Source organism: Pseudomonas sp. GW823-FHT02F05, from assembly GCF_058797315.1.
On sequence record NZ_JBXAJM010000001.1, the window covers coordinates 473754 to 500663 of the forward strand.

Consider the following 26910-nt stretch of genomic DNA (forward strand, 5'->3'; position numbering starts at 1 on the left):
CCATGCTGCCGATCCGTCGCGATATCCGTTTTGCCTTGCCTGCCGAGCGCATCAAGAACTGGCACGAACAAGGGCCTGTGGTCAGCCATTTCTTCAATGCCCTGTCGTTGCTGTTTCCCCAGGGCGAGCTGTTCTTCATGGACAGCGTGCGCCACTACCGTGGGCAGATCGATGATGCCGAACTGAAAAAAGAGATCCAGGGGTTTATCGGCCAGGAGGCCATGCACAGCCGTGAACACGTGGCGTATAACGACTTGCTGCAAGCGGCCGGCCTGCCGGCGCACACCCTTGACCGACGCTTGAAGTTCTTCCTCGACCTGCAGAAAAAACACCTGCCGCCGTCGTTCAACCTGGCGGTGACCATCGCCCTGGAACACTACACCGCCATGCTCGCCGAAATCCTGCTGAGCGACCCGTCGCGCTTTGGCGACTCACTCAAGGGTTACCAGCAGATGTGGTACTGGCACGCCCTGGAAGAAACCGAACACAAAGCCGTGGCGTTCGATGTGTGGAACAGGGTGATCAAACCAGGGCCTGCACGTTACCTGCTGCGCACGGGGACCATGCTGACCACCAGCGTGCTGTTCTGGGTGGTGGTGCTGGATTTTCACGTGCGCCTGTTGATTGCCGACCGCACTTCGGGCGGCACGCTGAAGGGCTTGTGGCGCATGGTGAAGTTCTTGTATGGGCCCAAGGGGGTGTTTCCACGGATGTTCCGGCCGTGGCTGCATTATTTCAAGCCGGGCTTTCATCCTTGGGATCATGACAACCGAGCACGGTTGGCGGGCATTGACCGGTTGGTCGAAGAGATAGAGCGCACGCGCCGCAGCTATGAATCGGCCTAGTGCCAGGGATCAATCCTGCCGCCTGTAGGAGCGAGCTTGCTCGCGAAAAACGTCAACGATGACGCGTGCTTCCTGAATGAACGCGGCGCCTGTGAGTTCCTCGCGAGCAAGCTCGCTCCTACATAAAGCAATGAGGTTTACGCCAGGCTCTTGCTGACCACCTCAAACACATCGCTGGACAGCTCACCCGCACCCAGGATGCGCTCCAGCTCCGCTTTCATCAGCGCCTGCCGTGCGCTGTCGTATTTACGCCAGCGTGTCAGCGGCGCCAGTTGGCGCGAGGCGATCTGCGGGTTCAACGTATTGAGCTGGATCACCAGGTCCGCCAGGAAACGGTAGCCCGAGCCATCCGCCGCATGGAAGTTGATCAGGTTCTGCCCGGCAAATGCGCCCACCAGCGCGCGCACCTTGTTGGGGTTCTTGATGGTGAACGCCGGGTGCTCCATCAACGCCTTGACCCGTGCCAGCCCGCCCGGCAAGGTGCTGCCGGCCTGTACGCTGAACCATTGGTCCATGACCAGCGGGTTGTCCTTGAAGTTTTCGGCAAACACCGCCAAGGCCTGGGCTTTCTCTGCTTCGAACGGCGAGTTCACCAACACCGCCAACGCCGTCAGGCGTTCGGTCATGTTATCGCTGGTGTCGAACTGATCCAGGGTGGCCGCCAATACTTCTGGCTTGCCGCTGAGCATCAAGTAAGACAGCGCGATGTTCTGCAGCGCACGGCGGGCGAAGTGCTCGGCCTCTGCCACGTAAGGCGTTTGCTTGGACAGCTCGCGGTTGGCCTGGTAGCGCAGCCACAAGCCTTCGAACAGGTTGTCGGCCAGTTGCTTGCGGGCAAACTCGCGGGCAGCGTGGATGGCATCCACATCCGCCACTTCGCTGATTTCCGTGAGATAGGCTTCGCTCGGCAGCGAGAGCATTTCGGCGACCATGGCCTGGTCCAGGCTTTCATCGCTCAACACCGTGCGCAGCGCGTCGATCAAGCGCTGATCAAGCTTCAGCGGCTGGCCAGCCTGGTGTTGGCCGATCAGTTCCTGCAATACCTGCACAGCCAACTGCTGGCCAGCATCCCAGCGGTTGAAACCGTCGCTGTCGTGCTGCATCAGGAACATCAGTTGATCGCGGCTGTAGGGGAAGCTGAGCTTCACCGGCGCCGAGAAACCACGCAGCAACGAAGGCAAGGGTTTTTCAGCGATGTCGACGAAGGTAAACGTCTGCTCCGCTTCGGTCACCGAGACTACCCGCGAAGTGTCGCCCGCTGTCGCTTCACCGGCCAGGCGCAAGGCAATGCCGGCGCCCTGCCCGTCCAGCAAGCCCAGCTCCACCGGGATCACAAAGGGCAGTTTCTCGACCTTGTCCGGAGTCGGCGGGCAGCTCTGGCGGAAGGTCAGGCTGTAGGTCTTGGCCGCCGCATCGTAGGCCTCGCTTACCGCCAGGCGCGGGGTACCTGCCTGGCTGTACCAGCGCTTGAACTGGCTGAGGTCGGCGCCATTGGCGTCTTCCATGGCCTTGATGAAGTCGTCGCAGGTCACGGCCTGGCCGTCATGGCGTTCGAAATACAGGTCGCTGCCTTTGCGAAAGCCCTCGGCACCGAGCAAGGTGTGGATCATGCCGACCACTTCCGAGCCCTTTTCATACACGGTCAGGGTGTAGAAGTTGGAGATCTCGATAAAGCTGTCCGGGCGCACGGCGTGGGCCATGGGGCCGGCATCTTCAGCGAACTGGTGGGTACGCAGGTACGCCACGTCCTGGATGCGTTTGACCGTGGCCGAGTTCATGTCGGCAGAGAAGCCCGAGTCACGGAACACGGTGAAGCCTTCCTTGAGCGACAGTTGGAACCAGTCGCGGCAGGTCACGCGGTTGCCCGACCAGTTATGGAAGTATTCGTGGGCGACGATGGCTTCGACGCGCTGGTGGGCGGCATCGGTAGCGGTTTCGGCGCGGGCCAGCACGGCGCTGGAATTGAAGATGTTAAGGCCCTTGTTCTCCATGGCGCCCATGTTGAAATCGTTGACCGCCACGATCATAAAGATGTCGAGGTCGTACTCGCGACCATAGGTTTCTTCGTCCCAGCGCATGGATTTTTTCAGGCTGGTCATGGCGTGCTGGCACTTGTCGATATTTTCCGGCTCGACGTAGATGCGCAACGCGACTTCGCGGTTGGTCATGGTGGTGAAGCTGTCTTCGACGCACCACAGGTCTCCGGCCACCAGCGCAAACAGGTACGCCGGCTTCTTGAACGGGTCTTCCCAGGTCGCCCAGTGCCGGCCGTCTTCACCGGGGCCGCTGGCGATCGGGTTGCCGTTGGACAACAGCACCGGATAGCTGTGCTGCTCGGCGATCACCGTGGTGGTGAACACGCTCATCACGTCCGGGCGGTCGAGGTAATAGGTGATCTTGCGGAAACCTTCGGCCTCGCACTGGGTGCAGAACATACCGCTGGATTTGTACAAGCCTTCCAGGGCGGTGTTGGTTTCCGGGTGGATCTTGACGGTGGTGTCGAGGGTGAAGGTCTCACTCTTGGGCTGCACGGTCAGGTGGCTGTCGGTCAGCTGGTAGTCAGCGTCCGACAACGGCTGGTCGGCCAGGTTGACACTCAACAGCTCAAGTTGCTGGCCATCGAGCACCAATGGCGGCAAACCGGCGCCGCGCTCGGGGTTGCGGCGCATCACCAACTGCGCGTGGACCAGGCTGTGGTCCTCGAACAACTCGAAGGTCAGGTGCGTCTCGTCGATCAGGTAGTCCGGTGCCTGATAGTCCTTCAGGTAAATCATCTTCGGTTGTTCGGTGCGCATGCTTGGGATCCTTCTACTGATGCACGGCGAGCTGGTAGGCCGTGTATTTACGAATATTGATAACGCCGGTATCGAAGATCAGGTATTGGCCCTTGATCCCCAGCAGCGTGCCTTCGGCAATCGGGTTCTTGTCCAGGTTGAAGCTGACGATCTTGGTCGGATACTGCTCGACCGGGTAGCGGATTTCAATCGGCTCGATGTCGGCAATGGTTTGGATGGCTTGCAGGCCAAAGCGTTCCTGCAAACCCAGCAAGCCCTCGGCGCAAGAGGCAAACAGCTCATCACGCACCTGCTTGAGGTCCACCGATTGCGCGTCGCCCTTGAGCAAGGCACGCCAGTTGGTCTTGTCGGCCACCTGGCTGCGAAACAGATCTTCGACGAAGCCCGATTGCTGGCGCGTCGCCACGCGCATGATCGGCAGCGCCTGGCTGGCGCCCTGGTCCAGCCAACGGGTGGGCAACTGCGTAGCACGGGTAATGCCGACCTTGATCCCCGACGAGTTGGCCAGGTACACCACGTGGTCGGTCATGCAGAATGTCTCGCCCCAACCCGGATCGCGGCAGGTGCCGGCGTCGTAATGGCAACGCTCGGGGCTCATGATGCACAGGTCACACTGGGCCAGCTTGGTCATGCACGGGTAGCAATAGCCCTGGCTGAAGCTGGTCTTGGTCTTGCGCCCGCAATGGCTGCAATGAATCGCGCCCAGGTATTCCAGGCGTACATGGGTGCCGATCAACGGATTGACCGGCACCTCGGTGTCGCCCAGGCGAAAGGCGTATTGAACGGTCGGCTCACCGAGTTGCGCCGACATTTTGCTGACTGCACCGCGACCAATTTCAATCAATGGATCGCATCCGACTTGAACAGGATGTTCGCCACCGGTTCTGACTTGGACGCGCACTCCTGCGGGCCCATATAGCCGGTGCGCTGCTCTTCGGGCAGGTTCTGGATCTCCCAGGCGATCATCGCTTGCAACGACAATTCGCGCTGCTCGGCGGTGAGCTTGCGGCCATCGGACCATTTGCCGATCTCTACCGCGAGCTTGAGGCTCTCGTAGATGTCCGGGGTGATGTTTTCGATCATTTCAGCAAAAGAGGACATAAGGCTCTTCCTTATCAAAGAGACGCTTTGCGACGGTTGTACAAACCACCGAGCAAACCCGTCAAGCAACCGATGACCAACCCGCCCACATGGGCCGCGTTGGCGATTTCGCCGAAACCGATCATCGAGACCAGCCCCGACAGGCAGAGCAGCAACCACACCAGCATCATCACCAGCACCCCACGGGGCAGGCGATAGGCCGGGTTGGGCGACAATAACTGAAAGATCCAGCAGTGCCCGAGCAGGCCGTACAACACGCCGGACAAACCGCCAAACAAGCCGGGGCCACCGTAGGCGTATTGCGCGTAGTTGGAGACCAGGCTGAACAACAGGGTCAGGCCCAGCAGGTTGATGCTGCCCTGGCGCGCTTCAATGCGCCGACCCAGCTCCCAGTACCACATGCCGTTCATGGCCAGATGCAGGATGCCGAAGTGGATGAGCATCGGCGTGACCAGGCGCCACCACTGCCCCGAGGCCAGCGTGTCGGCCAACGGTGTGAACTGGATGTACTCGCCCAGCACCCGGAACGGCAGGAAGGTCAGCCAGGCCATGGCTTGCAGGTTTTCACCCAGCAGGGTCACCGCACCCACAATCAGGCTGGCCAACAGCACCAGTGCGGTGACTGGGCTGTGGCGCACCTGCTGGACAAAGCCTGGCCGCGCAACCGGCGCCTGCTCGGGAATATCCAGTTGCTGGTCGGGGTCGCCAGCGGGGAAGCGTTGATACAACACGCGCACATCGTCGCTGATGGCCTCGGGCACCCACAGCACCTGTTCACCGGCCTCCTCGCTGACGCGGTGCGGCACCTGCATGCGGTGCAGCAACTTGACGAAACCACCCAGGTCAACGCTCAGGGGCAAGCGCAATACAGCTACGGTACTCATGGAATGGCCTCTGGTCGCTCAACGTCGACCCATACGAATTTACGCGGATCCAGCTGGGTTTCCTGGTCCAGCCGATACGCCACCAGCTTGCCGTACAGCACCGCGCTGTAGTCCAGGCAGGCCAGGTTCGGGCGGATCGGCGCCGGTTTGCCGCTGCGCCAGTAGTGGCCGACGAACAACAGCGGTTCATCGACGCCATAGCGCAGCAGGGAATTCTTTTGCGTGGACGACAATGGCGTGCGTGCCACCGGCTCTGGCAAGGCGTCGGGCTGGAACACGATGTCGCCGTAGGTCTTGGGGTCGTCTTCCCAGAACTTGGTGCGAAAGAACGACCGCGTCAGGCCATCGCCACCGGTCAGGGTGAGCCCATCGGGCAGGCGCATATCGGTGCCGCGCAACAGGCGATCGAATGCATTGCAGGCAAAACTGCCCGGTACGGCGGCGGCTTGCAGGAAGTGTTGGTCGATGCAGCCGTCCGGGAAGGTGGCGCGCAGCGGCTGGATAAAACTGTCGTCCCAGCACGCGTGCACTACGCGAAAACGCCCGGCGTCGACAAACAGCGGCATGTCGTAGAACCAGCCGAGGAAGTCGTGCCAGTCGGCCGGGTGGTGTTCGAACTGCGTCAGGGTCTCTTGGATCAAGCGGGCGTGGCGCGGGTTGTGCTCACGCACGAACTGCTTGCCACTGCCCGGCGGGGCCGGCGTGGTCCAGCCCAACGCATTGAACTCGTGGTTACCCATGATGCACAGCGCCTGGCCGGCCTCGGTCATATCGTGGACGATATGCAGCGCCTCACGGATGCGTGGGCCACGGTCGATGATATCGCCCAGGAACACAGCCATGCGTGACGGATGGCGCCAAGTGCCGCCCTGCTTGTGGTAACCCAATTGGTCGAGCAAGTGCTCAAGGGTATGAGCGCAACCGTGCACGTCACCAATCAGGTCGTAGCTACGCGCGGGATCGAGCATCAGTCGCCTCCACCTCCCAAGCGGCTGCCCCAGCCCAACTTGGTGCGGCACACTTCGTAGTAGTTGTGATCCAGCGGGTGGATCAAGCGCAACTTCTGTGCCTTCTTGCTCACGGTGATGGTGTCACCGGGGGCGCAGGTGAAATGGTTCTGCCCGTCGCAGGAGACTTGCGGGTAGATTTGCATGTCTTTGGACACCACGATTTTCAGCTCACTGTTGCCATCGACCACAATTGGCCGACTGGACAACATATGGGGGTACATCGGCACGATCACAATGGCATCGAGCTTGGGATGCATGATCGGGCCTCCCGCCGACAGCGCATACGCGGTTGAGCCGGTAGGCGTGGCGACGATCAGGCCGTCAGCCTTCTGGCTGCACACGAACTGGCCGTCGATATACAGTTCGAACTCAATCATCCGCGTGGATTTGCCCGGGTGCAGCACCACATCGTTGAGGGCATCGCCCTGGCCGATCGCCTCGCCATGGCGGCGCACTTCGGCCTGCAGCAGGAAGCGGTTCTCCACCAGGTAATGGCCGTCGAGCACCTTGGCCACTTCGACTTCCAGCTCATCGGGGCGTATATCGGTCAGAAAGCCCAGGCTGCCACGGTTGATGCCCAGCACCGGCACGTTATGCCGCGCCAGTGCCCGGGCAGCGCCGAGCAGGCTGCCATCGCCACCGACCACGATGACCATGTCGCACACCTCGCCGAGCATCTTGCGCGACGAGGTTTGCAGGCCGTGGCCGGGGAGGATTTCAGCGATGGTGTCTTCGAGGATCACATGCAGGTGGCGCTCGAGCAGAAACTTCTTCAGCCGGCGGACGGTGTCCAACACCTGGGTACTGCCCAGGCGACCGATAATGCCGATATTGCGAAATTGCTCCATGGGGCTCCTGCGGGATCTGGGGTGAGGCAAAAAGAGCGATTATGGGCGAAAGGCCGTCTCAGGCAAAATCCTTTGTCGCCGCCAAGCCTTGATGACAATGGTTCTCAGGCACCTTCTGCGCGCTGAAAAGGCTATGCTCGGACCATGACCCCATTCCCCGACTTGCACACCCTGCCCCGCCAACTGCGCCATCCCGAGGTGCGCGACCTGGCGTGGGTGATGCTCGCGCCGCCGATGCTGGCGCAGACGCCTTGGCCGCAGCGCCATCCGCTGGCGGGCAGTGACTGGGTGCAAGCCCCTCACCAACTCGAAGCCTGGCTACGCCATCTGGACCAGGACAGCAGCGCGTTGCAGCAGTGGCTGAGCCTGTCACGTACCCGGCGCCTGGGCCTGTACTACGAGCGCTTGTGGCAATTTGCGGTGCAGCAGGCGCCGGGTGTGGAGTTGCTGGCCGCCAACCTGCCGATCCGCCGTGCCGGGCACACGCTGGGCGAACTGGACATGCTGCTGCGCGACCGCGATGGGGTGCACCACCTGGAACTGGCGATCAAACTCTACCTCGGCCCGCAGGACGGCAACGGCCAGGACGCTACGCAATGGCTGGGGCCTGGCTGCCATGATCGGCTGGACCGCAAACTCGCGCATCTGGCCGAGCATCAATTGCCAATCTCCGCGCGGGCAGAAAGCCGCGAGGCATTGGCGGCGCTGGATATCCAAGCGTTCGATGCGCACTTGTGGCTCGGTGGCTATCTGCTCTACCCCTGGCCCGGCGCGGCGCTCTCCCCCCTAGGCGCACACCCGCAGCATCTGCGTGGGCGCTGGTTGCATCAGCGCGACTGGACAGACTTTGTCAGCACCCGCCCGGCGGGCCGCTGGCAACCCCTGCCCCGCCATGCCTGGCTGGCGCCCGCGCATTACCCGGCCGATGAAGTGTGGAGTGAGGTGCAGATGCAAGGTTGGCTGGCAGAGCTAGACCCAATGGCCCCGGCGCAGTTGCTGGTGCGCATGGTGCCGAACGGTGAGGAGTGGGAGGAAGCCGAGCGGTTGTTTCTGGTGGCTGATCTTTGGCCGAATGTGCCGGGGACAGGCTGATAGGTGTGGGGTGTTTGAGGGCCTAATCGCAGGCAAGCCAGCTCCCACAGTTTGACCGCGCCGCTGGCTTGCCTTTTGTAGGAGCGAGCAAGCTCGCTCCTACAGAATTGACCGCAGCGCCGATTCCATGTGGGAGCTGGCTTGCCTGCGATGGCGATAGCCCAGGCGCTACAGCTTATCGATGTGCTGATACTCCAACTGCAACCCCACCGCCAATTCCTCAGCCCGCCCCAACCTGATCGGCCCACGCTCGATGTCAATCAACATGCCTGGACACTCCAATCGCGGCAGCGCACCAATCGCCTTGAGCCTCCCATCGGTCACCACCAGTAGCTTCTGTTGCTCGGCGGGATAGCGCTTGCGTCGCGCCGCCAACCAATGCCCCGCCTCGGTCAGCGCAGCCAGCAACGGCGTGCCCCCGCCCGCCCCCAACTGCTCCAACCAATCGGACAAGCCTTTCGCCGCCTTCAAACCTTGCACCTGCCACTTCGGCGATTGCCCGCTGGCCGTCAATAACGCCATGCGCGCCCGTTGCCGATAAGCGTCGTCAAACAGCTGGGCCAACAACCCCTTGGCATCGGTCAATGCCCCATGGCGCCGCGTAGACGCCGAGGCATCGACTATCACCAACCACAGTTCGGGAGCCGACCGGCTGCGCAGGTGGAACAGCAGGTCCTCACGGCATTGCGGCCGCCCACCCAGCAACGTGCCCGGCCAATTGATCGCCCCGCGCTGTGCGCTGCGGGCCTTGCCCTGCCGGCCAGTGTTCAATCGCCCCGCCTGGGGCCGGGCATCCGCCCCCGTGTCAGCTCGGAGGCGGATGCCTAGAGCTTTTTTGGCCAGGTGGGTACATCGCGGCGGGCGCCCGTGGGCAAGGCGGGTGCGGGCATATCGCCCCACTGGCCTTGGCCGGGCGAGGTATCAGAGGGTGACGATGACGGCCCGTCATCCGGCTGGGGCGGCGCGCCTGCCGGGGTTTGCTGCTGGCGGCGATGGCGCAAGGCGAACTCCGCCACCGCGTCGATATCTTCCTGCTCGATAGCAGCGGCGCCACGCCAAGCCGCATGGGCACGGGCGCCACGCAACCAGACCAGGTCGGCACGCAGGCCGTCGACCCCTGCGGCAAAGCAGCGCTCGGTGATGCGGGACAACGCCTGGTCATCCAGGGCGATACTGTCTAGCCGTGCCCGTGCCAGGGTGCAGCGTTCGCGCAAGGCAGCTTGCGCTGGCGCCCACTGCGCGCAGAACGCTGCCGGGTCAGTGTCGAAATCCAGGCGACGCCGGATGATCTGCCCGCGCTCGGCGGGCAGAGTCTGCCCGCTCAAGGCCACGTTGAAGCCGAAGCGGTCGAGCAACTGCGGGCGCAACTCGCCCTCCTCCGGGTTCATGGTGCCGATCAGTACAAAGCGCGCCGCATGGCGATGGGAAATCCCGTCGCGTTCGATCAGGTTGGTGCCGCTGGCGGCTACGTCCAACAGCAGATCCACCAAGTGGTCGGCCAGCAGGTTGACTTCATCCACGTACAACACCCCGCCGTCAGCCTTGGCCAACACACCCGGGGAGAATTGCGCACGGCCTTCGCCCAGTGCTGCGTCCAGGTCCAGGGTGCCGACCAGGCGCTCTTCGGTCGCCCCCAGGGGCAAGGTTACAAACTGACCGCTGGCCAGCAGGTCTGCCAGCCCACGGGCCAGGGTCGACTTGGCCATGCCGCGTGGCCCTTCGATCAGCACGCCGCCGATCTTCGGGTCGATGGCGGCCAGGCACAGTGCCAGTTTCAAGTCGTCGGCGCCGACCACGGCGGACAGCGGGAAATGGGGAGTATCAGTCATCAGCTGTCTTCTTCTACTTAATAGCTCGTTCCAACGCTCCCGCGTGGGAACGCTTAGCTGGACGCTCGGCGTCCGTTCTTGTGACGCAGAGCGTCACGGGCTGCATTCCCACGCAGAGCGTGGGAACGATCAGCGGAGCGCGGGAATGATCACTCAGCTGTCTTCTTCTATGTCCAGCAACAGGTTTTCCAAGGCTTCGCGGTACGCCCCCGGTGCCTGCCACAAGCCACGTTGCTGGGCTTCGAGCATGCGCTCGGTCATGTCGCGCAGGGCATCGGGGTTGTGCTGTTGCACAAAGGCACGGGTGTCAGGGTCCAACAGGTAGGCATCGGCGAGCAAGGCGTATTGGTGATCGTCAATCAGCGCGGTGGTAGCGTCGAAGGCGAACAGGTTGTCCACAGTCGCGGCCATTTCAAACGCGCCTTTATAGCCATGGCGCTTCACACCTTCGATCCACTTGGGGTTGGCCGCACGGGAACGGATCACCCGGTTGAGCTCTTCCTTCAAGGTGCGGATTTTCGGCACGTCCGGCTGGCTGTGGTCGCCATGGTAGCTGGCGGCCTTTTCGCCGCTCAGGGTTTCCACGGCGGCCAGCATGCCGCCCTGGAATTGGTAGTAGTCGTTGGAGTCGAGCAAGTCGTGCTCGCGATTGTCCTGGTTCTGCAACACCGCCTGCACCTGGCTCAAACGCTGGGCAAATTGCTCGCGGGCCGCAGTGCCTTCGTCAACCCCCCCGTAGGCGTAGCCACCCCAGTTCAGGTAGACCTCGGCCAAGTCCTCGCGGCTCTGCCACAAGCGCCCGTCAATCGCGCCCTGCACGCCTGCGCCATAGGCACCCGGTTTGGCACCGAAAATGCGCCAGCCGGCCTGCTTGGCCGCGGCACCTTCATCCAGGCCCGCCTCAAGCAATGCTTGGCGTTCACTGCGCACTTTGGCGGCCAGCGGGTTCATGTCGTCGGGTTCATCCAGGGCCGCCACCGCCTGCACCGCCGCATCGAACAGGCGGATCAGGTTGGCAAACGCATCGCGGAAGAACCCGGACACGCGCAGGGTCACGTCCACACGCGGACGGTCCAATAAGCTGATCGGCAGGATCTCGAAATCGTCCACCCGCTGACTGCCAGTGGCCCATACCGGGCGCACGCCCATCAGCGCCATGGCCTGGGCGATATCGTCACCGCCGGTGCGCATGGTCGCGGTGCCCCATACCGACAGGCCGAGCTGGCGCAGGTGGTCGCCATGGTCTTGCAGGTGCCGCTCAAGAATCAGGTTGGCCGACTGGAAACCGAGACGCCACGCCGTGGTGGTTGGCAGGTTGCGTACGTCCACGGTAAAGAAGTTACGCCCCGTAGGCAGCACATCCAGCCGACCGCGACTCGGCGCACCGCTGGGCCCGGCCGGGACGAAACGCCCATTCAAGGCATCGAGCAAGCCGCGCATCTCTGCGGGGCCGCATGCATCCAGGCGTGGCGCGACGACAATGCGCAGGCTTTCGATCACCGACTTCACCTCCTGCCAGCCGGGCTCTTCCAACTGTTCGATGGGGCCTTCCAACGCCTGCTCGATCAAGCGCGCCGCGTACAACTCCAGACGTTCACGGGTATCCCCGGCCGTACGCCACAGCTGATCGTCAATCTTCTGCAACACCAACGGGCGCCGCCCCGTCCAGGGCTCGGCCAGTGCACAATCGAGCGGATCAAACCCCAGGTCGAATGCCTTGGCCAACACACGCAGCAGACTCGACTGCGGGCCCCGGCCATCGCCACGGGGAATGCGCAACAGCGCCAGCAAGGTGTCGATACGCAAACGGCCCTCGGGCGACTCGCCAAAGATATGCAGGCCATCGCGGATCTGCGATTCCTTCAAGTCGCACAGGTAGGTATCCAGGCGCGGCAGCCACACCGCCGCGTCCGCCTCACTGCCCAGTTCAAGCTCCTGGTCGATACGGGTTTCGCGCACCAGCTTGAGGATGTCTTTTTGCAGCTCCAGCGCACGGCGCGGGTCGAGCAATTGCGCCTCGTAATATTCGTCGGCCAATAACTCAAGGTCACGCAGCGGGCCGTAGGTTTCGGCGCGGGTCAGCGGTGGCATCAGGTGGTCGATGATCACCGCCTGGGTGCGCCGCTTGGCCTGGGCGCCCTCACCCGGGTCGTTGACGATAAACGGGTAGACATTCGGCAGCGGCCCCAGCAATGCATCCGGCCAGCAGTGCTCCGACAGGCCCACGCCTTTGCCGGGCAGCCACTCCAGGTTGCCGTGCTTGCCCACATGGATCACGCCGTGGGCGCGGTAGGTATGGCGTAGCCAGAAATAGAACGCCAGGTAGCCATGGGGCGGCACCAGGTCCGGGTCGTGGTACACCGCGCTGGCATCTACCTGGTAACCCCGGGCCGGCTGGATGCCGACAAAGGTCAGGCCCAGGCGCAGGCCGGCGACCATCAAGCGGCCATCGCGGCACATCGGATCGTTTTGCGGCGCGCCCCAACGCTCCAGCACGGCCTGGCGATTGGAGGCCGGCAAACGATCAAACATCGCCTGGTATTCCACAAGGCTCAGGCTTTGATGGCAGGGGCGCAGGTCGAGGCTGTCGAGATCGTTGGTGACGCCGCCGAGCAGTTCATGGATCAGCGCGGTGCCGCTGTCGGGCAGCCGCTCCGCCACCGGGTAGCCCTCGGCTTGCAAGGCGCGCAGGATATTCAGCGCTGCCGCAGGGGTGTCCAAGCCTACGCCGTTGCCGATGCGACCGTCGCGGGTCGGGTAGTTGGCGAGGATCAACGCAATCCGTTTCTCGGCATTGGGCACCCGCGCCAACTCGACCCAACGGCGTGCCAGCTCAGCGACAAAATCCATGCGTTCGGGCGCTGCGCGGTAGCACACCACGTCCGACTGGCTGCGCTCGCTGCGCCAGGCCAGGTCCTTGAAACTGATCGGCCGGCTGATGATGCGCCCGTCAAGCTCCGGCAAGGCAATGTGCATCGCCAGGTCGCGGGGCCCCAGGCCTTGTTCGCTGGCCTGCCAGCCGGGTTGGTTGTCCTGGGCGCAGATCGCCTGGATTACCGGGATATTGCGGCGAAACGGGCGCAAATGCGGCGCTTCCGGGCTCGATTGGGCAAAGCCGGTGGTGTTCAGAATTACCGCGGCTTGCACGTCATCCAACAGGTCCTCGACCACCGAGAGGCAGCCGGGTTCTTTCAAACTGGCCACCGCGATAGGCAAGGGGTTGAGGCCCGCCGCCTGTAAGCGCTGGCAGAACACATCAATAAAACCGGTATTGGCAGCCTGTAAATGGGAGCGGTAGAACAGCACCGCAGCCACAGGCCAATCGGGCTGCCAATCGGCCTGCCAGTCATTGAGGCGGGCATTGGCGTTGTGCGGGTGATAGATCGCCGTGCGCGGCAGCGCTTGCGGCTCGGCCCAGGAATAGTCGCGGCCCAGGTGGGCACTGGCCAGGCAGTGATAAAAATCCAGGGCATTGCCCAGGCCACCTTGGCGCAGGAAGTGCCACAGGCGCTCGCGGTGTTCGGCAGCAACAGTGCTCAGGCCGCTGAGTTCCGGGTCCGGACGGTCGTCACCCGGCACCAGGATCAGGGTGACGCCGCGTTCGGCCAACTCCACCAGGCGCTCGATGCCGTAGCGCCAATACCCGATACCGCCGTGCAATGACAGCAGGATGACCTTGGCGTGGCGCAATACCTCGTCCACGTACAGGTCGACCGAGGCATGGTTCTGCACCTGCATCGGGTTGGCCAGGCGCAGGCTGGGGTAATCCTCGGGCAATTGCTGGGCGGCTTCGGCGAGCAGCGCCAGGCTGGAGTCGCCGCTGCACAGGATCACCAGTTCAGCGGGGGTCTGGCCAAGGTCGGCAATATTGTCGTCCGCGACGAAACCACCGGGTTGGGTCCTGAGCAGGTGCATGGTTAAACGCTGAGGGCAGCGCGCAATTGCGCTTCGAGGCCAGCGGCGTCCAGTTCCTGGCCGATCAGCACCAGGCGCGTGGTGCGTGCTTCGTCAGCGCCCCAGGCACGGTCGAAGTGTTTGTCAAAGCGCGTGCCCACACCCTGGATCAGCAGGCGCATCGGTTTGTTGGGGATCGCGGCGAAACCTTTCACCCGCAGGATGCCGTGCTGCACCACCAATTGGGTCAGGGCGTCGAGCAGCAGCGCCTCATCGGCTTGGGGCAAGTCGATGGAGATGGAGTCAAAGGCATCGTGATCGTGGTCGTCTTCACCCTCGTGGTGATGGTCGTGATGGCTGTGACGCCCGTCGATATGCTCTTCGGAACCGGCGCCCAGGCCGATCAGCACGTCCAGGGGCAGACGACCGCTGCTGGCTTCGATGATCTTCACCGCGGGCGGCAGTTCTTCGGCGACTTCCAGGCGCACGCGGGCCAGGTCTTCGGCGCTGATCAGGTCGGATTTGTTGAGGATCACCAGGTCAGCGCTGGCCAGTTGGTCGGCGAACAGTTCGTGCAAGGGTGATTCGTGGTCCAGGTTAGGGTCGAGTTTGCGCTGGGCGTCGACCTGGTCCGGGAAGGCGGCAAAGGTACCGGCGGCCACGGCTGGGCTGTCGACTACGGTGATCACCGCGTCAACGGTACAGGCGCTGCGGATTTCCGGCCACTGGAAGGCTTGCACCAACGGCTTGGGCAGGGCCAGGCCCGAGGTTTCGATGAGGATATGGTCCAGGTCACCGCGACGGGCGACCAGTTCGCGCATCACCGGAAAGAACTCTTCCTGCACGGTGCAGCACAGGCAACCGTTGGCCAGCTCGTAGACGCGGCCATTGGCCTCTTCTTCGGTGCAACCGATAGAACACTGCTTGAGGATTTCACCGTCGATGCCCAGCTCGCCGAACTCGTTGACGATCACCGCAATGCGACGGCCCTGGGCGTTGTCGAGCATATGGCGCAACAGCGTGGTTTTGCCCGAGCCAAGGAAGCCGGTAACGATGGTGACGGGGAGTTTGGCCAGTGTTTTCATCGGATGCCCTTTGGGGCGGGCATACGGGACGACAGGCCCTGCGGCAGCGCGCAGCAGCGGATTTCGTCACCGGATCACCCCGCCCGGTTGAATTGGAAAATCGGTTGCGAGGCAGGTCTCCTGGCTTGGGGTGTGCAGGTCTTGCGACCAACGCTGACTGCGCCTTCCCGCCCTATCGGCAGTGGCGTGGCAGTCAACTGAACCCTTCACAGTTGCGGGGGCAGCCGCGGCTTGAACCGCGTTCCCTTCTTAGCTTCGGCCTGGGCCGAAGAACCTCGAAGGTGCAAGGCTACAGTGGCTTGCAGCATTTGACTACCGTCCCGGCCCATGCTCTCCTACACGCCTTGTTTCGGGTGCCCTTCACAGGGTGAAACGGGAAACCGGTGCGTCATAGACCTATGACCAGTCCGGTGCTGCCCCCGCAACGGTAAGCGAGCGAAGCGTCACGGCCACTGTGCTTTTGCATGGGAAGGCGATGCTTTCAGGAGGACTCTTTCAAGAGCCGCCCCTCGCAAGCCCGGAGACCGGCCCGAAAAATTCAGATAACAAACCCGCGGTGGGCGGGCGCTGTTCAGAACCCTGCGTGCCTGGCGCGTGGGGTTTTCATGCGCTCGTTTCACCCTGACACCTGAAAGGGACGCGCCATGTCGATCATCAGCAGCACTTCGCACACCGCTACTAGCACCGCCACCCTCAGCCAACGCCTGACCGCCGCCATCGGTGCGTCGATACTCGGCGCGTGTTTGGTGTATTTCGCCGGGTTCTCGCATATCGAGGCGGTGCACAACGCCGCCCACGATACCCGCCACAGCGCCGCGTTCCCGTGCCATTGAGAGCTGCCGACATGATCAAGCGTATTGCGCAAACCGCAGGGTTCACTGGGCTTTTGGCTGCCTTGCTGCTGACCCTGCTGCAAAGTTTCTGGGTGGCACCGCTAATCCTGCAGGCGGAAAGCTTTGAAAAAGCCCCGCCAGCCGCTGAAGTGGTGCACGAGCACGCCGCTGGCGCTGCTGCCCACAGCCACGATGCCCAAGCCTGGGAGCCGGAAGATGGCTGGCAGCGTGTGTTGTCCACCACTGGAGGCAACCTGGTGGTGGCCGTAGGCTTTGCACTGATGCTCGCCGGCCTCTACACGCTGCGTGCGCCGACCCGCATCGCCCAAGGCCTGCTCTGGGGCCTGGCCGGCTACGCGACCTTTGTACTGGCACCCACCCTGGGCCTGCCACCGGAACTGCCGGGCACTGCGGCGGCTGACCTGACGCTACGCCAGACCTGGTGGATCGGTACCGCAGCCTCCACCGCCGCCGGCCTGGCGCTGATCGTGTTCGGCCGCAACTGGCTGTTGAAAGGCCTTGGGCTGGCGATCCTTGCCGTACCCCACGTCATCGGCGCTCCGCAACCTGAGGTACATTCAATGCTGGCCCCGGAGGCGCTCGAAGCGCAGTTCAAGATCGCCTCGCAGTTGACCAACGTCGCCTTCTGGCTGGCCCTGGGCCTGATCAGCGCCTGGTTGTTCCGCCGCAACGGCGACGACCAATACTCGGCATGATGCTGGTTGTCGGTTTGGGCTGCCAGCGTGGCTGTGAGGTTCACAGCCTGCTGGCGTTGCTGGACGGAGCCCTGGCCGCGGCAGGCATTGATCGCTCACGCATAACTGCGCTGGCAAGCATTGATCGCAAGCGCGATGAACCTGGGCTGCTGGCGCTGGCCCAGCGGTTGAACCTGCCCTTGCAGTGCTTCAGCGCCGAGCGACTGGCGGACTATGAGCATCGGCTAAGTCATCTCTCAACGCTGGCGTTTGCCCATACCGGCTGTTATGGGGTGGCCGAAAGCGCCGCCCTGGCCCTGGCCGAGCACCTGTCCAACGGCCCCGCGCGCCTGCTGATCACCCGCCAGAAAAGCGCACAGGCGACCCTTGCATTGGCCTGCGCGGGCTAAAATCCCGATAATTGCCGCTTTTGAGCATGAGCCGTGTTCATGCTCACGCGTTTCTGAACAGGACTTCTCCATGACCGTCTACTTTATCGGCGCCGGCCCCGGCGACCCGGAATTGATCACCGTCAAAGGCCAGCGACTGATCCGCAGTTGCCCGGTGATCATCTACGCCGGCTCGCTGGTGCCCGCCGCCGTACTGGAAGGTCATCAGGCGTTCCAGGTGGTCAACAGTGCCGAGCTGCACCTGGAACAGATCATGGAGTTGATCAAGACGGCCCATGCCAAAGGCCAGGATGTGGCGCGGGTGCACTCGGGCGACCCGAGCCTGTATGGCGCGATTGGCGAGCAGATCCGCCACTTGCGGGAAGTGGGTATTCCTTTTCAGATCATTCCCGGGGTTACGGCAGTAGCGGCCTGCGCCGCGTTGCTGGAAACCGAGCTGACTCTGCCGGACATCGCCCAGAGCGTGATCCTGACCCGCTACGCCGACAAAACCAACATGCCGCCCGGTGAGAGCTTCGACAGCCTGGCCCGCCATGGTACGACCATGGCGATTCACTTGGGGGTCAATCACCTGGAAAAGATCGTCGCCGAACTGCTGCCCCACTATGGCGCTGATTGCCCAATTGCCGTGGTGCACCGAGCGACCTGGCCGGATCAGGATTGGGTTGTCGGCACCCTGACAGATATTGCCGCCAAGGTCACAGCCAAGGGGTTCCGGCGCACGGCGCTGATTGTGGTGGGCCGGGTGCTGGCCAGCGACAGTTTCGGCGAGTCGTCGCTGTATCGGGCCGGGCATGCCCACCTTTACAGACCCTGATTATGTGGGGTGGCTTGCCCTAATCCCCGTAGGAGCGAGCTTGCTCGCGAAAACCCCATAGGCGCCGCGCTTATTCAGCAAGCATGCATTATCGTTGACGCTTTTCGCGAGCAAGCTCGCTCCTACAAAGAGCGCATAAAAAAACGGCGCTCACGGGGCGCCGTTTTTTATGCTCGCAGTGAACACCTTGCTCAGTAGTAGGCGTTTTCTTTCTGCGTGTGGTCGGTCACGTCACGTACGCCCTTGAGCTCCGGGATGCGTTCGAGCAGGGTGCGCTCGATACCTTCGCGCAGGGTTACGTCCGCCTGGCCGCAGCCTTGACAGCCGCCGCCGAACTTCAGTACGGCAATACCGTCATCCACCACGTCGATCAGGCTCACCTGGCCGCCATGACTGGCCAGCCCCGGGTTGATCTCGGTTTGCAGGTAATAGTTGATGCGCTCATTGACCGGGCTGTCGGCGTTGACGTTCGGCACCTTGGCGTTGGGGGCCTTGATGGTCAACTGGCCGCCCATACGGTCGGTGGCGTAGTCGACCACGGCGTCGTCCAGGAAGGCTTCGCTGAAGGCGTCGATATACGCGGTGAAGCTTTTGAGCCCCAGGGCAGTGTCTTCAGGCTTTTCTTCGCCGGGCTTGCAGTAGGCAATGCAAGTCTCGGCGTACTGGGTGCCGGGCTGGGTGATAAAGACGCGGATGCCGATACCTGGGGTGTTCTGCTTGGACAGCAGGTCAGCCAGGTAATCGTGGGCGGCGTCGGTAATGGTTATGGCAGTCATGGAAACTCCTCACAGGCTTGCCCGCAGTTTACGCCAAATTATTACGCAGGTACAAAGTCCTAGTATTTTTGTCGGGAAAGACTTGTCTCTGTTGACCTGACGCATCGTGACACCTGGCCATTTCTGCGAAAACCTGTGCCTACCTATATAGCCCCCCCGCAAAACCCGGCTCAATAGAGTGAATCCTCTTCGACTACGGATTGTGAGGATTGAATGAATAACGCGTTGCAGAGTTTCTATTTCAAGGGTTTGCCGGAACAGCAAGCGCATCTGGACCATCTGATTGATTTCGTGACGGCACAAAGCTCGCTGACGGCATCCGCCGCCGAGGTGTACTACTCCCCGCCGCACAACAGCGAACTGCATCGCGAATGCAAGGAAGCCTTTCGTGTCTTGGCAAAGCTGGAAGCCGATGAAGACTTTCAGCAGTTCTTGCGGGAAAAGCCCGAACCAGATGCTTCCATTCTCGGCCGGGACTTTCTTTACGACCTGCTCTCCACCATGCTCAGCAGCGTGCGCGCACCGATACCCGACCCTGCCGAGACGTTCAGCATCGCCGACCATTCGGTGATCCTGCGCCATATACCCACCTATTGGTACATCGACGCCGACGTGTTGCTGGATATCAACCGGCGTGTGGGTAACGGCCTTAAAAGTGATGGCTCGGTGCGGTTTGACCTGGTGCTCAAGTATTACTCGATCATCCCGGCACAGCCCAAAACCCGCGAACAGTGGAAAGCGGTTCTCGCTGGCTTGCAGGAACACCACACTCTGAGAAAACTCGGACACGAAGGCGACCTCAGCGATTTGCAGCACTTGCTGGATGCGCCTGCCGACCAGAAAATCAAAGAGGTTATCCGCCAGATCGAAACACAAACACGTCAATCGCTGTTCCGTCATGTATTGCCCGAAACATTTACCGCCTCACAGCAAGACATGCTCACCACCACCCCCACCGTGCTGCTTGAGCAATTGCTCAATAGCCCCGATAACCTGGCGCTGGGCGAACGGATCGCCAAGGCCTTGGACTGGTATGGCAGCCAACAGGACGAAATCTGCCCAGACCCGGTACGGGTGAAATTACTATGGCGCGCGCTGTGGCTGACGATCATCCCCAACCCCGACTCGCCGGTGGATAACGAATTGAAGTTATTCATCTCGCCAGGGGCATCTTATAAGGCGATCCGCCAAAACCTGATCAGCCGCTATCACCACGACTTGTCGATCAGCACTGACGCAGCGCTATTGGCCGTGTGCGTGATCAAGGCCAATGTCGCCAGTGAAGTGTGGGTGGCCGATATTCCCGATGACCTGCCCTACGCTGCCACCAGTACATGGGTCAATTTCAGAAGCGGCTTTCTGCTAGCCGAAACGATTGCACCTGGTTCATCACGTCACATGAGTTTCGAACAATTGCTCAACCTGGCGGCGGAACACTTTCGCGCCAGTGGCGATGACATCAAACAACAGGCACTGGTTGCAGCGGCCAAATTGGGCCCCACCGTGCAATGGGCACAGGCCAACGGCCTGATCGCCAGCCGATCGTCAGGCCACTCCCGCGACGAGCTCACCCAGGCCGTCACTGCACTGGAGCAGCATGAATATGAGTTGTTCAACGCGGTTCAGAACCTCAAATTCAAACTGCCCAGCCGTTGGCGCTTTGCCTCGGACACGGAGTACGACAAAGCCTTTCACGAAGCCCTCCAGGTGCCGAGAAACGCCTATAAGACCTTAATCCAATCACTGCTTGCCCACCTGGGCAGCGCGACTCTGAATGTGGATCAGGACGAGATCACCGTGTATTCATTAAGAGAGGCCCTGAAAAAGGTGCCCATCGAATATGAAACCAAAGCCAAGACCGATGCCATTCGTTACCGGACAGGTTTTATCCTACGCATCGTCAAGACCCGCTCGCCCTTCCATGCCATTTACATCGAGGTATTCCCCTTCGCCGGTCTGCTGCGTCGACGTAAAGACCTGCAAAGCCTACCGCTAAACGGCAAAGTGGTAGAGCTACGCGACGCCATGAGCTGGGACAAGTACAGGCTGGCTACCGAAGTACCGTTTGATCAAGAGGCCTACCGCGAGAACAAAGCGCCCAGACCAGGCAAAAAAGCCGAGTTGATCGTTGAACAAGTCGGCGAGACACTGCCTGCCATCGACGCAGGGCCGCGTATCCAATCGTTCGCGCCCAACACGCTGTATGCGCCGCGCAGTGAAACCCTGGCGAGCATGATTGCCCGCGAGCTGTTTTTCTGCGACGAACAGGCCCTGCTGGAAAAAACCCGTAAAGCCACACGGGAAGTAGACATCCCCGCTGAGGTACTCGAAGACTTGGCGTTCTGGGGCAAGATATTTGTGCCGTTCTGGGGCGGCATCGACGACATCGCTTCCGGCGATCCTCAGCGCATCAAATCCGGCGTCGCCAGCCTGTTCATCGACATCGTGGCTTTCGCGCTGCCGGTGGGGCGGTATGTGGCTGGCTCGACTCGCTTGCTCATCCAGGCGGGTAAAACCGGGCTACGCCTGGCATTGCCTAAACTGGCGAAACTGACCGGAAAACTGGTGATCGCCACACTCCAGGAACTCAACCCCCTGGCCGCCCTCCCAAGCCTGCTCAGGCTCGCGCGCTTTGGTTTGCTCAAGCTGGGCCACAAACTGATGCGCCATGCACAACGGGGTATCGCCCAACTGCGAGATGGGGCGATCGCCGCAAGGCATATGCGCTCGGTCGACCCTGACAGCTGGAAGCCGCTGCAGGCGGGCGATCAACTGTTTACCGTGGACGGCTTCGCCAATGTCCCAATGCGCAACGTCGGCAGCCTCGAGGCGCCGGATTATCGCTTGATCGATACCGCGTCCAACCAAGCCTTCGGGCCGCGTTTTAGAGAACCGATCACGGTCATCAGCAACAGCAGCCCGTTGATCCGTCAGTACGCGGTTGACCCAGAGTTGATCAGAGGCCTCAAGCCCGACGCGCGCGGTATCTTCTCCCGGGCGGACTACAACCAGAAGTTCATCTGTAATGTCGATGACAAGGGCAAAATCGCGGTGTACCAGATCCGCGACAACTCCTATGGGTTCATTCAGGAGGCCGCCACGGGCGCCGACAACAGCTTTTCTATCGTGCTGGTCAATCCGAGGACCAACCGGGATTTGTCGATCACGCTGTCGTCGGTGGAACCCGGTCATTGGTATTCAGGCCCGATCAAGCTCACGGGCGGCGCGCCGGATGCGCCAAGCGTTGTAACGCCCTCAGTGCTGTTGAAATGGACCGAAGCCAGTGAAGACGCCCTGAAAAAAACCATGGACAAGTTCGTCAGCACTTACAACCTGGACCCCAGCGCCTTTCGGCAGTTCGTCAACAGCCGCAACACCCTGACACCTCGGGGGCTAAAGATGCTAGACCGCGCGGGAACCGCCCGCACCAGCGTCACTTACGAGCATATGGAGCACTGGAGCAAGGCGTCCCAGCGCGAGCGCAACAACCTCACCCTTGAGGGCTTCGCCGCCGACCATAACCTGGACCCGGTGGCCCTTGCCGAGCATGTAAACCTTGATGGCACCTATAGAGCGGCAGGCAAGGTATTGGCCAAATACGCCAGGGGTGAACAATTCGACGACCTGAAACCCGAACACCTGCAAGAGTGGAACAAGCACTACAACGCCCCCAATTCAAGGGTGTCCATGCACGCATTTGTCGAGCAGAACAACCTCAATCCGGTTATCTGGAGCAACTACGTCAATGACAATGGCAGCATGACCCGCGCCGGTAGAGAAAGGTGGCTGTTCGGACAAAGAAGCCCGCTGGACGAGCCTGTGGCCAGGAAGCGGCCTGCGCCGCCCACCGCAAGCAGCTCAAAACGTCCGCGCCTGGAGGACGACACCGCAACCACGCGGCGCCGATCCACTTCAATCACCGCGTCTTTTGATCATAAAATCAACAATAATGCGCCAATTCTGCAAGACCCCAACGACGTCAGGCGCAGCTTGACCCTTGAACTTGAAGGTCCGTTGCAAAACATAGAGATCACCGACGCCAACCAGTTTTTTGACGAGTTCACAGGGCTGCAACACGTCGAAGTCAAAGAGGCTGCAACCAAGAGTATCCGCGACTGGATCTCTAAAGAAGGCAACCATCATCGCAGACTCGATCGACTGCTGGAGGTCAGGAAACTGGCCGAGGGCCCGGAGCGTGGCCTGTCGGTGGTGGCCCGAACCGATATAAAACGTTTTGATGTCATTGGGCCGTACACCGGCAAGGTGCACTTGAATCAAGCCTCGCTCAATACCGAGATACTGGAAAAAGGTGAAGCGGCCGTCGGCACGTACTTATTCCAAACCCACACTCATGGCGCGACTATCAGCGGCCACGGTAACAGCAATACGCTGAGCCTGATCAATGCGGTCAAGGTGCCCAACCTGCCCGACGTTGGCATCGAAAATGTCGGCGCCCTGTACGTAGGCAAATACATGGTGTTTATAGTCGCTTGGCGGGACATCCCTGCCGGGACCGAGTTGCTGATGGACTATGGGAAAGCCTACTGGAAGTACGTGAGGCCCTGAGCCGCCAAACAGCAGTCCTAATGCTTTTGCCTTATGGGTAACGCATCATCAATGCCAAACCAATGTTTGAGCCTGCGATGCGTAGCCTGCTCCAACACTTGATAACTGGCCAAGGCGCCCAGCGCAATGACGGCGATGCACACCGGTATCATTGCGTAGGGGTCTATTGCCCTGTGTTCGATGGCCCAGCGCCCAGCACACAGCACCAGTACGTGAAGCAGATAGACCGAGTAGGAGCAGTCCCCCAGCAGTTTTATCAAGCGCGAACCATGGAAGTAAGGCTCCAGCGCCACACAACTGATCACTAACACGGCGCTGGGCACTCCCCATTCCAATACTCGGGGTACATCCGCGCCGTGGTAAATCGCTGCCAATGCCGCGACGACACCCAGCAACGCCAGCCAAGGCCTGGCTCGGCACAGACCGCGGCGGTAAAGTATGCCGATTGCCATGCCCATGAGAAATTCCAGAGCAATGTCATTACGGTAAAACCCATCGGCCAAGTCAAAGGCGGGGCCAATGACGTAGCACAGCAGATACAGCAGTACCGCCACCACCCAGAGCCTATAGGCTTCACGCACCAGCAGCGCAACAGCAAACAGGCAGTAGAACAGCATCTCGAAATTCAGTGTCCAGCCCACATCCAGCAGTGGATACACGCCGTAGCCCGCCGGGTTTTGCGCGGGAATAAAGAGCATCGACAGGAGCGCATGACCCAGTTCTAGCTGAACGTCTGGAAACATCCAGGGCATGACCGTGACCAGCACAGCCAAAAGCACGGTATAGAACCAGTACGCCGGAGCAATCCTGGCCACGCGCATCAGCATGAAGCGCCAGGGCGTGAGCGCTTTATCGGCGCTCGCGAGGAAAATCACCAAGCCACTGATGACGAAGAATACGTCCACCCCGGCGCCGCCCTTTTCGACCAACAGGTCCTCGAAGGCGTTGTGGGCCTCGAAGTTGAAAAACAGCTGCATGACATGGTGACCCACCACCACCCATGCAGCCAACGCGCGCAACAACTGCACTGAAATCAGCATCGGCCTACCCCTTTCCAATCTGTAGGTAAATATCCGACTGCTTCAGCCCCACATGGAGAAATGACCGGATCAATGCACTTCGTTATAGGTTCTCATAGCGGTTCATGTCCAATACACCCTCTTCCACCGGCGTGGTTTCGCGGATGTACTGCGACAAGTCGTGGAAATACTGCCAGAACAACGGATGGCTGCGCCGCACACCCCAGCGGTCGACGATTTTCTCGAAGCTCTTGGCGTCCTTGGCCTGCTCCATCAGCGCGACAAACTCAGGCACTTGCCGGGCCGGTATATTGAACATGAAGTTCGGGTAGCTGCTGAGCACGCCAGGGTAAATGGTCACAGTGTCCAGGCCCGGCTGATAGCGATACGCCTCTCCCAGCAGGAACGCCACGTTACTGTGGGCACGGTTGCGCAGCAGGCTGTAGACCTCGCGCTTGCCACTGGCAGTTTCGATGCGCAGCATCGTGGCTTCGGGCAATTGCTCGATCACCTTGAGCCCCGCGGCCGGCCGCGAGGTCAGGCGGCTCAGCGCTTGTTCGGCATCCTGCAAGGCCGGGTCGATGCCGTCGCGGGAGCAGAACGCACCGCTGCAGCGGTTGATCGGGTCGGGGCTGGCGTTCAAATGGCCGTAGCGGGTCAGCAACTGGTTGGCGAAGTCACGCTTGGGGTCTTTTTCGCTCAGGTGCAACCCACTGGCCTTGTCATCGTCAATCGCTTCGTAGTCCAGCCACAGCTTGAGCTTGCCGCTGTTCTGGTACCAGTCGTCCATGAAGTCTTCGCGGGTGTCGGCGGGCATCAGGCGCAGGAAGTTCTGCTCGGCACCGTTGCGGATCAGGTCGAAATACAGGCGGGTCTGGGCCTGGTGCGAGACGTTGCCAAACACATCGAAATTCACCGCCAACTGGTAATAGGTGCGTTCCAGCAGTGGGTAGTCGAACAGCCACATCGTCTGCGGGACCTCGCCAATCAGGCCCTTGGTCACCGAAGCGCTGTCGAAATGGCGGAAAATGCTCAACAAGGCATTGTCATTGCCCGCCCACAATGTCGACCAGCTCGGCGCCGGCAGGTCTGCATAGTTGTCACGGCGCAAGGCTTCGTACTGGTTGCGCTTGTCGCGATAGGCCAGCCACAGGCTCAGCACGCTGCCCACATCGTCATTCTGCCCGGGCATGGCCAGCAACGGCGTGGCCTGGCCGCGATAACGCGCATCGGTGACGTACAGATCATGGTCGGGGTCCTGGAACAGCGTCCAGAAGTTATCGCGGATCACGTCCGTAGCGATCTGCCCACGGCACACCGGCCCGCGAATGAAGGTACGCACGAAGTACTCAGCGTTATCGAGCATGAATTGGTAACGCGCTTTAGCCGGGATGGCTTCGAATGTCGCGAACGGGTTGGCGCGGCTGCCGGGGCCGTAGCCTGGCAAGGCCGTGACTTGCCAGTCGGCGGCGTAGAACAATGCCTTGATCCGCGCCATCTTCGCCGCGCTGAAGGGGTAAGTGATGTGGGTTTTATGCACGATCACGCCCTGCACCGGCCACAGGCGGTAGTACACCTGGGTGCCGGGGTCGTCGTTGGGGCGGCGGGTGGCGATCAGGTCAATCGGCTGGCCACTGGGCGTACGCGAACGCACCCACTGGAAATAATGCCCCGGCTCGCCGTTCTCGAAATAGATATGCGCCAGGAACAAATGCTCGAACAGCCAGCGCGCCACCAGGCTTTCCCGGGCGCCCGGCTGGTTGAACAGGTTTTCCCACTGTTGCACTTGCAACGCTTCCCTGGCGCTCGGCGCCAGGCCCTGCTCGTCAATCGGCGCGCCGGAGGCCAGCCAGCGTTGCAAAGTCTGGTACTGCTGATCGGTCAGGCCGGTGACCGCCAGCGGCATGCCTTCCTTGGGGTGAGCGCCGGCATAGGCATTGAACTCTCCGGGCGTTGCGCACATATTTTCGCGGTTGAGCCCCAGCACAATGTTGTCGGGCAGCTTGGCATTGGGCGCCAGCGGCGCGTTGTGCCCCAGCTCCAGCATGCGCGCCATCAGCGCAGCCTGGCTGCCCTGGGCGTCCAGCACCGAATAGAAGCCCTTCTGCTGCCACGCCTGCTTACCGAATGCGTCATAAAACAACCGCGTAGTTGGCGTGGCCTGGCTGCGCTCGCCGTCATACACCGGCATTTTGCTTGCCCCGCGTGCGGCGCCCTCGGCGCTCCCCAGGTTGAGCTGGCAGGCGGAGTCGTAGCAGGCGTGGCAGGCCACGCATTTCTCGGTGAAGATCGGTTGGATATCGCGGGTATAGGAAATCGCCGAAGCGGGACCCTCTGCCTGCGCAGTACTGGCTATCAAGGCCAGGACGGCGCTGACGATCAAACGAAGTGACATGTATCGGGTCCCGATT

At 61.5% G+C, this 26910-nt stretch carries 20 protein-coding genes and 2 riboswitches; of the genes, 7 read left to right on the plus strand and 13 right to left on the minus strand.

The window, feature by feature from the left end; genetic code table 11:
- Nucleotides 1–2 precede the first annotated feature (2 nt).
- The gene (locus AC1RAC_RS02160) at nt 3–845 is read left to right on the plus strand and encodes a metal-dependent hydrolase (protein ID WP_034126050.1); all 843 of its coding nucleotides are present in this window, start codon (nt 3–5) and stop codon (nt 843–845) included.
- A 137-nt stretch (nt 846–982) separates the two neighbouring features.
- Here the strand turns inward: AC1RAC_RS02160 and pepN are convergent, their stop codons facing one another.
- Genes pepN through AC1RAC_RS02190 form a run of 6 tightly spaced genes read right to left on the minus strand, consistent with a single transcriptional unit; the run spans nt 983 to nt 7483 of the window.
- Entirely contained in the window at nt 983–3640 is a 2658-nt protein-coding gene (gene pepN / locus AC1RAC_RS02165) for an aminopeptidase N (RefSeq protein WP_492616091.1), read from the minus strand.
- A 13-nt stretch (nt 3641–3653) separates the two neighbouring features.
- On the minus strand, nt 3654–4484 hold the full coding sequence (locus AC1RAC_RS02170; protein ID WP_003190752.1) for a DUF2797 domain-containing protein: 831 nt from the start codon (nt 4482–4484) through the stop codon (nt 3654–3656).
- Nucleotides 4481–4741, minus strand: a complete 261-nt coding sequence (locus AC1RAC_RS02175; RefSeq protein ID WP_005788688.1) for a YeaC family protein — start codon at nt 4739–4741, stop codon at nt 4481–4483. Before AC1RAC_RS02175 ends, AC1RAC_RS02170 begins: the two co-directional genes overlap by 4 nt.
- A 14-nt stretch (nt 4742–4755) precedes the next feature.
- Nucleotides 4756–5625 carry a rhomboid family intramembrane serine protease gene (locus AC1RAC_RS02180; protein WP_072448435.1) on the minus strand — a complete coding sequence of 290 codons (870 nt, stop codon included), beginning with the start codon at nt 5623–5625 and terminating at the stop codon, nt 4756–4758.
- The gene (locus AC1RAC_RS02185) at nt 5622–6596 is read right to left on the minus strand and encodes a metallophosphoesterase (protein WP_161793215.1); all 975 of its coding nucleotides are present in this window, start codon (nt 6594–6596) and stop codon (nt 5622–5624) included. The genes AC1RAC_RS02180 and AC1RAC_RS02185 overlap by 4 nt, the downstream gene beginning before the upstream one ends.
- A complete protein-coding gene (locus AC1RAC_RS02190; protein WP_003217892.1) occupies nt 6593–7483 on the minus strand; it encodes an NAD(+) kinase in 891 nt (296 codons plus the stop codon). The genes AC1RAC_RS02185 and AC1RAC_RS02190 overlap by 4 nt, the downstream gene beginning before the upstream one ends.
- A 144-nt stretch (nt 7484–7627) precedes the next feature.
- On the opposite strand from AC1RAC_RS02190, the gene AC1RAC_RS02195 reads away from it, so the two are divergent.
- Nucleotides 7628–8575 carry a DUF1853 family protein gene (locus AC1RAC_RS02195; RefSeq protein ID WP_492616092.1) on the plus strand — a complete coding sequence of 316 codons (948 nt, stop codon included), beginning with the start codon at nt 7628–7630 and terminating at the stop codon, nt 8573–8575.
- A 168-nt stretch (nt 8576–8743) separates the two neighbouring features.
- Here AC1RAC_RS02195 and AC1RAC_RS02200 read toward each other — a convergent pair whose 3' ends face one another.
- The 4 genes from AC1RAC_RS02200 to cobW all read right to left on the minus strand — a co-directional run bounded on the left by AC1RAC_RS02200 (nt 8744) and on the right by cobW (nt 15383).
- Nucleotides 8744–9346 carry a vWA domain-containing protein gene (locus tag AC1RAC_RS02200; protein ID WP_492616093.1) on the minus strand — a complete coding sequence of 201 codons (603 nt, stop codon included), beginning with the start codon at nt 9344–9346 and terminating at the stop codon, nt 8744–8746.
- A gap of 53 nt (nt 9347–9399) precedes the next feature.
- The gene (locus AC1RAC_RS02205) at nt 9400–10404 is read right to left on the minus strand and encodes a magnesium chelatase ATPase subunit I (protein WP_492616094.1); all 1005 of its coding nucleotides are present in this window, start codon (nt 10402–10404) and stop codon (nt 9400–9402) included.
- 153 nt (nt 10405–10557) lie between these two features.
- Nucleotides 10558–14319, minus strand: a complete 3762-nt coding sequence (gene cobN / locus AC1RAC_RS02210; RefSeq protein ID WP_492616095.1) for a cobaltochelatase subunit CobN — start codon at nt 14317–14319, stop codon at nt 10558–10560.
- A 2-nt stretch (nt 14320–14321) separates the two neighbouring features.
- Nucleotides 14322–15383, minus strand: a complete 1062-nt coding sequence (cobW, locus tag AC1RAC_RS02215; protein WP_054920821.1) for a cobalamin biosynthesis protein CobW — start codon at nt 15381–15383, stop codon at nt 14322–14324.
- A 93-nt stretch (nt 15384–15476) separates the two neighbouring features.
- Nucleotides 15477–15676: riboswitch (cobalamin riboswitch) on the minus strand.
- A 41-nt stretch (nt 15677–15717) separates the two neighbouring features.
- Nucleotides 15718–15930: riboswitch (cobalamin riboswitch) on the plus strand.
- Nucleotides 15931–16027: 97 nt separating this feature from the next.
- Here cobW and AC1RAC_RS02220 point away from each other — a divergent pair.
- From AC1RAC_RS02220 to cobM, 4 genes are all read left to right on the plus strand, one after another.
- Entirely contained in the window at nt 16028–16216 is a 189-nt protein-coding gene (locus AC1RAC_RS02220; protein WP_003190735.1) for a CbtB domain-containing protein, read from the plus strand.
- A gap of 11 nt (nt 16217–16227) precedes the next feature.
- Nucleotides 16228–16932, plus strand: coding sequence for a CbtA family protein (locus AC1RAC_RS02225; RefSeq protein WP_054897515.1), 705 nt, complete (start codon nt 16228–16230; stop codon nt 16930–16932).
- Nucleotides 16929–17321 carry a cobalamin biosynthesis protein gene (locus AC1RAC_RS02230; RefSeq protein WP_034126059.1) on the plus strand — a complete coding sequence of 131 codons (393 nt, stop codon included), beginning with the start codon at nt 16929–16931 and terminating at the stop codon, nt 17319–17321. The genes AC1RAC_RS02225 and AC1RAC_RS02230 overlap by 4 nt, the downstream gene beginning before the upstream one ends.
- A 70-nt stretch (nt 17322–17391) precedes the next feature.
- Nucleotides 17392–18138 carry a precorrin-4 C(11)-methyltransferase gene (gene cobM / locus AC1RAC_RS02235; RefSeq protein ID WP_096144266.1) on the plus strand — a complete coding sequence of 249 codons (747 nt, stop codon included), beginning with the start codon at nt 17392–17394 and terminating at the stop codon, nt 18136–18138.
- A gap of 191 nt (nt 18139–18329) precedes the next feature.
- On the opposite strand, the gene nfuA is transcribed toward cobM, so the two are convergent.
- On the minus strand, nt 18330–18914 hold the full coding sequence (nfuA, locus tag AC1RAC_RS02240) for a Fe-S biogenesis protein NfuA (protein WP_003190728.1): 585 nt from the start codon (nt 18912–18914) through the stop codon (nt 18330–18332).
- A 3759-nt stretch (nt 18915–22673) separates the two neighbouring features.
- Between nfuA and AC1RAC_RS02245 the strand changes: the two genes are divergently transcribed.
- Nucleotides 22674–23480 (plus strand): SET domain-containing protein, encoded by an 807-nt coding sequence (locus AC1RAC_RS02245; RefSeq protein WP_371262631.1) that lies wholly within the window; start codon nt 22674–22676, stop codon nt 23478–23480.
- A gap of 17 nt (nt 23481–23497) precedes the next feature.
- Here the strand turns inward: AC1RAC_RS02245 and AC1RAC_RS02250 are convergent, their stop codons facing one another.
- Both AC1RAC_RS02250 and AC1RAC_RS02255 read right to left on the minus strand, forming a co-directional pair.
- Entirely contained in the window at nt 23498–24520 is a 1023-nt protein-coding gene (locus tag AC1RAC_RS02250) for an acyltransferase family protein (protein ID WP_054897511.1), read from the minus strand.
- 82 nt (nt 24521–24602) lie between these two features.
- Nucleotides 24603–26894 (minus strand): fatty acid cis/trans isomerase, encoded by a 2292-nt coding sequence (locus AC1RAC_RS02255; RefSeq protein WP_236280128.1) that lies wholly within the window; start codon nt 26892–26894, stop codon nt 24603–24605.
- Between the last annotated feature and the right edge of the window lie 16 nt (nt 26895–26910).

What these genes read in the sequence shown, in the direction of transcription:
- AC1RAC_RS02160 (WP_034126050.1), top strand. Translation starts at nt 3, where the DNA reads ATGCTGCCGATCCGTCGCGATATCCGTTTTGCCTTGCCTGCCGAGCGC.
- pepN (WP_492616091.1), bottom strand. Translation starts at nt 3,640, where the DNA reads ATGCGCACCGAACAACCGAAGATGATTTACCTGAAGGACTATCAGGCA.
- AC1RAC_RS02175 (WP_005788688.1), bottom strand. Translation starts at nt 4,741, where the DNA reads ATGTCCTCTTTTGCTGAAATGATCGAAAACATCACCCCGGACATCTAC.
- AC1RAC_RS02180 (WP_072448435.1), bottom strand. Translation starts at nt 5,625, where the DNA reads ATGAGTACCGTAGCTGTATTGCGCTTGCCCCTGAGCGTTGACCTGGGT.
- AC1RAC_RS02190 (WP_003217892.1), bottom strand. Translation starts at nt 7,483, where the DNA reads ATGGAGCAATTTCGCAATATCGGCATTATCGGTCGCCTGGGCAGTACC.
- AC1RAC_RS02195 (WP_492616092.1), top strand. Translation starts at nt 7,628, where the DNA reads ATGACCCCATTCCCCGACTTGCACACCCTGCCCCGCCAACTGCGCCAT.
- AC1RAC_RS02205 (WP_492616094.1), bottom strand. Translation starts at nt 10,404, where the DNA reads ATGACTGATACTCCCCATTTCCCGCTGTCCGCCGTGGTCGGCGCCGAC.
- cobN (WP_492616095.1), bottom strand. Translation starts at nt 14,319, where the DNA reads ATGCACCTGCTCAGGACCCAACCCGGTGGTTTCGTCGCGGACGACAAT.
- cobW (WP_054920821.1), bottom strand. Translation starts at nt 15,383, where the DNA reads ATGAAAACACTGGCCAAACTCCCCGTCACCATCGTTACCGGCTTCCTT.
- AC1RAC_RS02220 (WP_003190735.1), top strand. Translation starts at nt 16,028, where the DNA reads ATGTCGATCATCAGCAGCACTTCGCACACCGCTACTAGCACCGCCACC.
- AC1RAC_RS02225 (WP_054897515.1), top strand. Translation starts at nt 16,228, where the DNA reads ATGATCAAGCGTATTGCGCAAACCGCAGGGTTCACTGGGCTTTTGGCT.
- AC1RAC_RS02230 (WP_034126059.1), top strand. Translation starts at nt 16,929, where the DNA reads ATGATGCTGGTTGTCGGTTTGGGCTGCCAGCGTGGCTGTGAGGTTCAC.
- cobM (WP_096144266.1), top strand. Translation starts at nt 17,392, where the DNA reads ATGACCGTCTACTTTATCGGCGCCGGCCCCGGCGACCCGGAATTGATC.
- nfuA (WP_003190728.1), bottom strand. Translation starts at nt 18,914, where the DNA reads ATGACTGCCATAACCATTACCGACGCCGCCCACGATTACCTGGCTGAC.
- AC1RAC_RS02245 (WP_371262631.1), top strand. Translation starts at nt 22,674, where the DNA reads ATGACCCGCGCCGGTAGAGAAAGGTGGCTGTTCGGACAAAGAAGCCCG.
- AC1RAC_RS02250 (WP_054897511.1), bottom strand. Translation starts at nt 24,520, where the DNA reads ATGCTGATTTCAGTGCAGTTGTTGCGCGCGTTGGCTGCATGGGTGGTG.
- AC1RAC_RS02255 (WP_236280128.1), bottom strand. Translation starts at nt 26,894, where the DNA reads ATGTCACTTCGTTTGATCGTCAGCGCCGTCCTGGCCTTGATAGCCAGT.